General features: G+C 70.1%; 9 protein-coding genes. 2 read left to right on the top strand and 7 right to left on the bottom strand.

All coding sequences use genetic code 11. From position 1 onward, the window contains the following. Positions 1-274 precede the first annotated feature (274 nt). From HKK72_RS31630 to HKK72_RS31605, 6 genes are all read right to left on the bottom strand, one after another. Positions 275-1960, bottom strand: coding sequence for a ribonuclease J (locus tag HKK72_RS31630; protein WP_187238101.1), 1686 nt, complete (start codon positions 1958-1960; stop codon positions 275-277). Between the two features lie 73 nt (positions 1961-2033). Continuing rightward, a complete protein-coding gene (dapA, locus tag HKK72_RS31625; protein ID WP_187238100.1) occupies positions 2034-2954 on the bottom strand; it encodes a 4-hydroxy-tetrahydrodipicolinate synthase in 921 nt (306 codons plus the stop codon). A 223-nt stretch (positions 2955-3177) separates the two neighbouring features. Next, positions 3178-3387 carry a hypothetical protein gene (locus HKK72_RS31620; protein ID WP_187238099.1) on the bottom strand — a complete coding sequence of 70 codons (210 nt, stop codon included), beginning with the start codon at positions 3385-3387 and terminating at the stop codon, positions 3178-3180. A 197-nt stretch (positions 3388-3584) separates the two neighbouring features. Continuing rightward, positions 3585-4694, bottom strand: a complete 1110-nt coding sequence (locus HKK72_RS31615; protein WP_261987401.1) for a hypothetical protein — start codon at positions 4692-4694, stop codon at positions 3585-3587. A 150-nt stretch (positions 4695-4844) separates the two neighbouring features. Beyond that, positions 4845-5897 (bottom strand): ferritin-like domain-containing protein, encoded by a 1053-nt coding sequence (locus HKK72_RS31610; protein ID WP_261987400.1) that lies wholly within the window; start codon positions 5895-5897, stop codon positions 4845-4847. Further along, positions 5845-6885 carry a DMT family transporter gene (locus HKK72_RS31605; RefSeq protein WP_187238098.1) on the bottom strand — a complete coding sequence of 347 codons (1041 nt, stop codon included), beginning with the start codon at positions 6883-6885 and terminating at the stop codon, positions 5845-5847. The genes HKK72_RS31610 and HKK72_RS31605 overlap by 53 nt, the downstream gene beginning before the upstream one ends. Here HKK72_RS31605 and HKK72_RS31600 point away from each other — a divergent pair. Next, positions 6884-8284, top strand: coding sequence for a PLP-dependent aminotransferase family protein (locus HKK72_RS31600; protein WP_187238097.1), 1401 nt, complete (start codon positions 6884-6886; stop codon positions 8282-8284). The two genes, HKK72_RS31605 and HKK72_RS31600, sit on opposite strands and share 2 nt — an antisense overlap. On the opposite strand, the gene HKK72_RS31595 is transcribed toward HKK72_RS31600, so the two are convergent. Then, positions 8260-8574 carry an antibiotic biosynthesis monooxygenase gene (locus tag HKK72_RS31595; RefSeq protein WP_187238096.1) on the bottom strand — a complete coding sequence of 105 codons (315 nt, stop codon included), beginning with the start codon at positions 8572-8574 and terminating at the stop codon, positions 8260-8262. The two genes, HKK72_RS31600 and HKK72_RS31595, sit on opposite strands and share 25 nt — an antisense overlap. A gap of 95 nt (positions 8575-8669) precedes the next feature. On the opposite strand from HKK72_RS31595, the gene HKK72_RS31590 reads away from it, so the two are divergent. Beyond that, positions 8670-8926: ABATE domain-containing protein (locus HKK72_RS31590; protein WP_187238095.1), on the top strand; the 257-nt coding region annotated here is incomplete at its 3' end.

Here is an 8926-nt window from a genome sequence, read left to right as displayed (position 1 = left end):
CTTCGATCCCCCGGACGCACGTGTTGCCATGGTGGTGAGACTAGCCACGACCGCGGCGGGTTCCATGGTGGCACCACGGCGTGTCGCCTCTTATCCACCCGCGATCAGGCAATCACCGCGAAATCGCTGCCACGACCGGCGACCGCGGGCGGACGCCCGCAGGGTCACGCCCGCGGCGGACGTGACCCTGTGGGCGTTCCGCGAGCAGGCCCTGCACGAAGGCCCTGCACGAAGGTCCTGCACGAAGGTCCTGCACGCTGCGCCGGAGCGCCGGTCAGACCTCCACGACCACCGGAATGATCATCGGTCGCCTGCGGTAGGAGTCGCTCACCCACTTGCCGACGGCGCGCCGGACCATCTGGCCCAGCTGGTGCACGTCGTTGACGCCGTTGGCGGCGGCCTCTTGCAACACGCTCTCGATCCGCGCGATGACCTCGTCGAAGCCCTCGGCGTCGATGCCGGAGCCGCGAGCGTGGATCTCGGGCCCGGCCACGACCTTGCCCGTGGTCGAGTCGAGCGCGACGACGATCGAGACGAACCCCTCCTCGCCGAGGATCCGGCGGTCCTTCAGCGACGTCTCGGTGATCTCACCGACCGAGGTCCCGTCGACGTAGACGTAGCCCGCAGGAACCGCACCGACGATCTTGGCCTGCCCGTCGACGAGGTCCACCACGACGCCGTCCTCGGCGATCACGATGTTCTCCTTGGGCACGCCGGTCAGCTCGGCCAGGCGGGCGTGAGCCCGCAGATGCCGCCATTCGCCGTGGATGGGGATGAAGTTGCCCGGCTTGGTGAGGTTGAGCACGTACAGGAGCTCTCCGGCGGGCGCGTGCCCGGAGACGTGCACGAGGGCGTTGCCCTTGTGCACGACCCGGGCGCCCCAGCGGGTGAGCCCGTTGATGACGCGGTTGACCGCGTGCTCGTTGCCGGGGATCAGCGACGACGCCAGAACGACCGTGTCGCCCTCGGTGATGCGGATCTGGTGATCGCGGTTGGCCATCCGCGACAGCGCCGACATCGGCTCGCCCTGCGAGCCCGTACAGATCAGCACGATCTTCTCGGGCGGCAGGTCGTCGATCTGCTTCTGCTCGACCATGAGGCCGGCGGGAACGCGCAGATAGCCGAGATCGCGGGCGACCCCCATGTTGCGCACCATCGAGCGGCCGACCATGCAGACTTTGCGGCCGTTGGCGTGCGCAGCGTCCAGAACCTGCTGCACGCGGTGGATGTGCGAGGCGAAGCAGGCGAGGATCACCCGCTTCTCCGCCGTCCTGACCACGTCGTCGATCACCGTGCCGATGTCACGCTCGCTCGTGACGAAGCCGGGGACCTCGGCGTTGGTCGAGTCCGACATCAGCAGGTCGATGCCCTCGGCCCCGAGCCGGGCGAACCCGCCGAGGTCGGTGAGCCGGCCGTCCAGCGGGAGCTGGTCCATCTTGAAGTCGCCGGTGCCGAGGACCAGGCCCGCGGGCGTGCGGATGGCGACCGCCAGGGCGTCCGGGATCGAGTGGTTGACGGCGAGGAACTCGCAGTCGAAGGGCCCTATGTTGAGGCGCTCGCCCTCGGCGACCTGCCGCAGGACCGGTCTGATCCGGTGCTCGGTCAGCTTCGCCTCGATCAGGGCGAGGGTGAGCCGCGAACCGACGAGCGGAATGTCAGGCCGCTCGCGCAGGAGGTACGGCACCGCGCCGATGTGGTCCTCGTGCGCGTGGGTCAGGACGACCGCCTCGACGTCGTCGAGCCGGTCCCTGATGTACTCGAAGTCGGGCAGGATCAGGTCGACGCCCGGCTGTTCCTCCTCGGGGAAGAGCACGCCGCAGTCAACGATCAGCAGTCTTCCGCCGAACTCGAAGACCGTCATGTTCCGGCCGATCTCGCCGAGACCGCCGAGCGCCACGATCCTCAGCCCCTGCGAAGGAAGCGGCGGCGGGGCCCCGAGCTCTGGGTGAGGATGACTCACGCGCTCACCTCGCGCCGCGACCGGGCCCCGTACGGGCCCGCCGCGATATCGCTGGATTCCTCGTTCGGTACGCTCACGAACTGTCCTCCGGCACTTTGACTCCCCCTATCACTAGATCTTCACGCAGTCGCGCCGCGAACTCCGGCGTGGCCTCCACGAGCGGCGGACGTACTGTCCCGCCGGGCCGGCCAAGCAGGTTCAGCGCCGCCTTGACAGCGATGACGCCCTGCGTACGGGTCATGATGGCGGTGACGACGGGCAACAGCCGCCGATGGATGGCGATGGCGCGGCCCGCATCACCGGCACGGTATGCGTCGATCATCTCATGGAGGTCGGCGCCCACGACATGCCCGACCACACTGATCATTCCTGCGGCGCCCATCGACAGCCACGCCAGGTTGAGCGAGTCGTCGCCGGAATAGAAGACCAGGTCGGTGCGGGACATGACCGCGGAGCCGGCGAACAGATCGCCCTTGGCGTCCTTGACCGCGACGATCCGGGGGTGCTCGGCCAGCCGGACGAGGGTCTCGGTCTCGATGGCGACGCCCGCACGACCCGGAATGTCGTAGAGCACGTTCGGCAGCCCGGTCGCGTCGGCCACCGCGGTGAAGTGCCGCACCAGGCCCTCCTGCGGCGGCTTGCTGTAGTAGGGCGTCACGACCAGGAGGCCGTGGGCGCCGGCCCGTTCGGCCTGCCGGGCCAGTTCGACGCTGTGGGCGGTGTCGTTGGTGCCCGCTCCGGCGATCACCGCGGCCCGGTCTCCGACCGCCGCGACGACGGTCTCGATCAGCCGTTGTTTCTCCGCGTCGCTCGTCGTCGGCGACTCTCCTGTCGTCCCGCTGACGACGAGACCGTCGTGGCGCTGCTCATCGACCAGATGGGTCGCGAGGCGCGCGGCTCCGTCGAAATCGACTGCGCCCTCCGCGGTCATCGGAGTGACCATCGCGGTCAGCATCCGGCCGAAGGGCGCGTCGCTTGTTGTGCTGGGTCCCATGAACGGAACGGTACCGGTCCCGCCGTCTCGCGGGGACCTCGGGCGCCCCGGCGTCTCATCGATCGGAGCGATCTTCGCGGGAATGGGAAGACGCCGCCGGCGATCACGCTCGGGGGTACGCATCACCGGCGGCGTCTACTCCGTCATCGTGACACGCAAATCCCGCGTTACGGGCGCAACTCCGGCGACTTTTCCGGACGTCTCGTCTCCACCCCCTGCGGAGCTACCCGTGATCCTCCCGGCGGCGCTGTGCCGCGGCGAGTTCACGGAGCCTGGCGCGCAACTCCTCGACGTTGACGGTCCGTACGAGCTCGTTGCCCCGGACCGCCCACCAATTGCCGGAACCGCCACGACCGATCCGCCAGCCGGCGAACTCGGTGGTCAGCTCCGTGAGCCGGTGAGTCACCTGCTGCGCAGTGTGCTCCATGCTCATCGACCTCGCTCCCCACAGGCCCCTGGAAGGGCTGCGACTACCGCGTCACGACCCGATGTTTACCCGCCTGCCACCGCGATGCAACAAGGCATCTGACCTGCGAAAACGAATGAATCGGAACGTTACAACGGGGGTGGCGGACCAGCCAAATTGTCCTTACTTATGCGAACGGTTCTCGCATGACCGGTAACAGACGGCTATTTATTCAGCCAATCCGCCCGGTAACGGGCCCAATCGGCGGGGCTGGTCGTCCATTCGGCGTAGATCCCTACGCCGTACGGCCTGGCCGGGCGGCGGTCCAGGGCGTCGACCCCGCGCCGCACTCCCCGCAGGGCGCCTTCGAGGTCCTCGGCCCAGTCCATGAGGGGACGGTAGGTCGGCACGCCCATGAAGACCGTGACCCGGTCCCCGATCAGCCGCAGGGTCCGCTCGGTGTGCCAGGCGAAATGCCGCCCCACCAGCGACCTGGTCGGCAGCGACACGTCGTACGTCATGATCGTCACCTGGTCGACCCGATCGGCGACCGTGCGCAGGAAATCCTCGGTGGGTCGCGCCGGATAGTGCAGACCGCCGCCGCGCGGGATCAACGCCCGGTAGACGGGCTGGGCCGCGTCGACGAGGGTGAGCTGCTCGAGCGCGACCGACAGGACCCTCCCCCGGGCACGGGTCAGCGCCCGGGTGTCGTCGAGCAGTCGCACGAAGGAGTCGTCGTCGGGATAGACCGGCTCGACGTCGTAGTGGATGCCGTCGAAGCCCAGGTCAAGGAAGATCTTGTCGGTGGCGAGCACGCCCCGCCGGACCTCCGGGCTGTCCAGGTCGAGGATCCCGTGCCCGCCCACCCGCCGGATCTGGCCGAGGTAGGCCTGCGAGCGCACGCCGGGGGCCAGCCTGCGCATCGCCTCGATGAGGTTCCTCGCGTTGGTGTACTTCGCCGGCGGAACCGTGCCGTCGGCCTCGAACGGACCGGCGTGGAAGAACACGTCCGTGATCCGGTTCTGCCGCACGGTGTCCGCGAGAGCGCGGTACTCGGCCTCGGTGTGCCGCTCGCCGACCCACTGGTGCCTGGCCCACAGCCCGTTCGCCCCGGTGCCGCCGGAGATCGGCTCCTGCTGCCACCACAGCCACGTCTGCACCAGGAAGATCGCCACCAGGCCGGAGACGAACGCGGCCGCCCAGGCCGTCAGGCGCAGCAGCCGGAGCGGTCGCAGCCGTCGGCGGAGCCCCGTGCCCGTCCCCCGCCGATCCCTCGCCCCGGCCGAGCCGTCCTCGGTGTCCCGCGCCGTGTTCCCGCCGGTATCAGTCCCCATAGGTGCACATACGGTACGGCCTCCTGCTGATCGAGGCATGGGAGATCCGCCACAAGAGCCTCCCGGCACCACTCCCCGCGAGCGCGGGAACGCGGACGGGGGTCAGCGACCGCCGGACCGGACCGCCGGGGCCCACGGCCCCGGGCGCGATCAGAACACGGGAATGATGTCCTCGGGGTCGATGACGTCGACCTTGACGCCCTCGATATCGAGCTCCGGGATGGCCGGGAACTCGATGCCCCAGCGCTCGACGATCGCCTGGACCCGGGCCATCGCGACCCGCCAGTTGTCCGCCTGCTCGTCGAACGACAGCACGCCCAGGCCCGCGTCGCGCGCGTGGTTCATCAGTACCCGGTGGTTGGCCAGGAAGTAGGGCGGGAGCTCCCAGAACCCCTCAGGCGGCTCCCACAGGATCATCGACAGGAAGACGAAGCCGGCGCGCAGCTGTCTGGTGATCTGGGACTTGACGTCCTCGGTCAGCCCGGGCCACTCGTTCTCCAGAATCGTCACGCAGATCTGCAGATGCCGTGACTCGTCCCGCCCGATCCGCTGGAACATCTCCCGGAAGACGGGATGGCGCGCACCGGAGGCCATACCGCGGAACAGCGTCGATGCGGCCATCTCGCCCATCATGAAACTCGTGAAGAGCACCGCGAGCGAGTATTTCCCAAGCGAATTCGAGTAGCCGGTCCAGTAGCGCCCGCCATTGTGGTAAAGCCAGCCGATATTGTTGTGGGCCGCCTTCTCGAGGGTGGTGGAGGGTCTCCAGTCGAGCGGTCCACCCGGCCACAGTTTGGCGATGGTCCGCTGGCAGCACTCCTCGTGGTTCATCTCGTCACGGGTGATCGAGAAGAAGCACTTGCGGACCGGGTCCTCCTCGTGCTGCTCGAACGCGTGGATCGTGGCCCGGGCGAAGACCGCCGGGCCGGACGCGTCGAAGTTGGCGAGCACGGAGAACCAGTACATGATCCCGAGCCGCTGTTCCACGGTGAAGTCGTCGGGATCGATGCCGTCCCAGGGCAGGTCGGTGGGGTTCCACACCATCCGCTTGGACTTCTCGTAGATGGCGGCGAGTTTTTCCGTCTCGACCCGCCATTCCATCGGATAGATGTTCGGCTGCGGGATCTCGGGAGCGGGCCAGAACCCGCCCTCAGGGACGGTCGGCTTCTCGTCCACGTACGGCTCCTGCCCGTTCTCTTCCACGCGCGGCGCCTGGCCGGGCACGACGATATGACACCTCAGCACCCATCGTGCGCTCTGGCGTCACATCACGCAAGGGTCGTGAGGCTCTCGCCTGCTGAGTCCAGGCGACGCAGGCCAGCACCGCGACGGCGGCGACCCAGGTACCGGCGTCGACGCGCTCATCGAGCAGAAGCGCCGACCAGACGAGGGTGAGCACCGGCTGTGCCAACTGCACCTGGCTGGCCCGGGCGATGCCCGCCCTGGCCAGCCCGGCGTACCACGCGAAGAAGCCGACGAACATCGACACGGCCGAGACGTAGCCGAAGCCGGCCAGCGCGCCGCCGCTCCAGCGCTGGGTGCCCGTGAGCAGCAGCCATCCGGTGACCGGGAGGGTCACGGGCGCGGTGAGCAGGAGCGCCCAGCAGATGACCCGCCAGCCCGGCATGTCTCTGGCCAGCCGCCCGCCCTCGGCGTAACCGACCGCGCCGGCCAGCAGCGCGCCGAACAGCAGGAGGTCGGCCAGGGAGAAGCCGCCCCCGCCGTGGCTGAGCCCGAACAGCGTGACGCACAGCGCCCCCGCAGCCGTCGCCGCCCAGAAGGCGGGGGGCGGGCGTTCGCCGGCGCGCAACGTCGCGAGGACCGCGGTGGCCGCGGGGAGCAGACCGATGATCACCGCCGCGTGCGACGCGGAGGCGCCGCGGTCGAGCGCGAGCGTGGACAGCAGGGGGAAGCCGAAGACGACGCCGAGGCCGACGGCGGCCAGCCCGGGCCATTGGTCCCTGCGCGGGCGCACCGCCCGCACGGCCGCGAGAGCGACGGCGGCGAGCAACGTCGCGACCGCTGCCCGGCCGATGCCGATGAGGTAGGGATCGAGGCCGTCGAGGGCCAGGACGGTGGCGGGGAAGGTGAACGAGAAGGCCAGAACGCCGAGCCCGGCCAGGCCCAGCCCGGCGCCTCGGGGCGGGAGCGCTATCGATCTCTTCTCAGTAGCGCTACTCTGTATTCTCATGCATGAGGATAGCAGTATCGCCATTCTGACGGGCACGCTGCGCGGGCAGATCTCGGGCCTGCGGCCCGGCGAGCGGCTTCCGTCTAGTCGTGAGCTGATGGAGCGTCACCGGGTCAGCCCCGTCACGGTGTCGCGCGCTCTCGGCGTGCTCGCCGCCGAGGGCCTGGTCGTCACCCGGCCGGGCAGTGGCACCTACGTCGCCGACCGGCGGCCGGCGGTGGCCGGCCGGGCGCCGGACTTCGACTGGCAGTCGGTGGCCCTCGGCGACCGCACGGTCGACGCCGGCGGCGTCAGGGGCCTGCTGACACCGCCCCCCGAGGGCGCCGTGGCGCTCAGCGGGGGGTACCTGCATCCATCACTGCAACCGCTCCGCGCTCTGGCCACGGCGGCGACCCGCGCGGCACGGCGTCCGGACGCCTGGGGGCGCCCCCCGCTCAGCGGTGTGCCCGAACTGCGCGCATGGTTCGCCCGCGACCTGGGCGGCGACGTGTCGCCCTCCGACGTGCTGATCAGCGGCGGCGGGCAGGACGCCCTCACCACCGTACTGCGGGCGCTGCTGCCGCCCGGCGCGCCTCTGCTGGTCGAATCGCCTACCTATCTGGGCGCGCTGGCCGCGGCACGGGCCGCCGGACTGCATCCGGTGCCGGTGCCCATGGACGGCGACGGCGTCCGGCCCGGCCTGCTCGCCGAGGCCTTCGCCATGACCGGATCCCGGGTGTTCTACTGCCAGCCGACGTTCCACAACCCGACCGGCGCGGTGTTGCCGGCCGAGCGCCGTGAACAGGTGCTGGCGGTGGTCCGCGCGGCCGGCGCGTTCGTGATCGAGGATGACTACGCCCGGCATCTGGCGATCGATCCGGCACCGGGCCCCCTGGTCGCCCGCGATCAGGACGGCCGGGTCGTGCACATCGCCTCGCTCACCAAGGGCACCGCACCGAGCATGCGGATCGCCGCGGTGGTCGCGCGCGGCCCGGTGGCCGAGCGGATCCGCGCCACGCAGATGGTCGACGCCTTCTTCCCCGCCAGGTCGCTGCAGGAGACCGCGCTGGAACTGCTGACCTCGCCGGGCTGGCCACGTCACCTCAGGCTCGTGAGCGCCGCGCTGCGCCGCAGGCGCGACGCGCTGCTCGCCGCGCTCGCGCGGGATCTGCCGGAGACGCCGGTGACGAGGCCCACCGGAGGAGCGCACCTGTGGGCCAGGCTGCCGGCCGGTGTCGACGACGTCGCGCTGACCGAGGCGGCCTTGCGCGCCGGGGTACTGGTGAGCGCGGGCCGGCCGTTCTATCCCGCGGAGCCCCCCGGGCCGCGTTTGCGGCTCACCTACAGCGCGGCCGCCACCGAGGCCGAGCTCTCCGAGGGCGTACGGCGGCTCGCTCAGGTACTGTCGAAGATCGTGTAGTGGCTGACGACGAGTTCGCGATCGACCAGGAACCGGTCGTCCTCGGGATAGAACACCGCCAGTGCCGGATCCTCACCCGCGAAACTCCTGACCGCGCCCCAGGAGTCCCAGAGCGAGACCAGGCAGAACTCGGTGTTGTCACCGACGTCGCGCCGGGTCATGTGCACGCCGCGGTTGCCCTCGACGCCGGTGTAGCCGACCAGCCCGGTGCGGAGCAGGTACGTCTCGTAGGCGTCGGCATCGGACCGCCTGGTCCAGCCGCGCCAGATCCGCATCAGGGTCGCCGCCATGGCAATACCTCCAAACACCGGTATACAGGCTATGCCGGTGTCGTTCGTCACGCAACCGGTCAAGACTCTATGCTGGTGTTGAATTCGGAGGGACGATGACCGACGCCGCCCTGCTGCTGAGGGACTTCGTCAACACGGTCGATCTTGAACGCGATGTGGACGAGTTCGCCAGCCCCGCCGGACTCACCGGCTGGCTGCTGGAGCGCGGCCTGCTGCCCGCAGCCTTTCCACCCGCCGCCTCTGCGGCCGGCGCCGACGATCTCGCGACCGCGATCGCGCTGCGTGAGGGGCTGCGCGCGGCGATGCTGGGACACCACAGCGGCATCGCCCCGGCCCTTCCGCCCGGGCTGCC

Source organism: Actinomadura sp. HBU206391, from assembly GCF_014323665.1.
Taxonomy (GTDB): Bacteria; Actinomycetota; Actinomycetes; order Streptosporangiales; family Streptosporangiaceae; genus Actinomadura_C.
The sequence above is the reverse complement of the archived record's forward strand: the minus strand, read 5'-3'. Positions and strand labels throughout refer to the sequence as shown.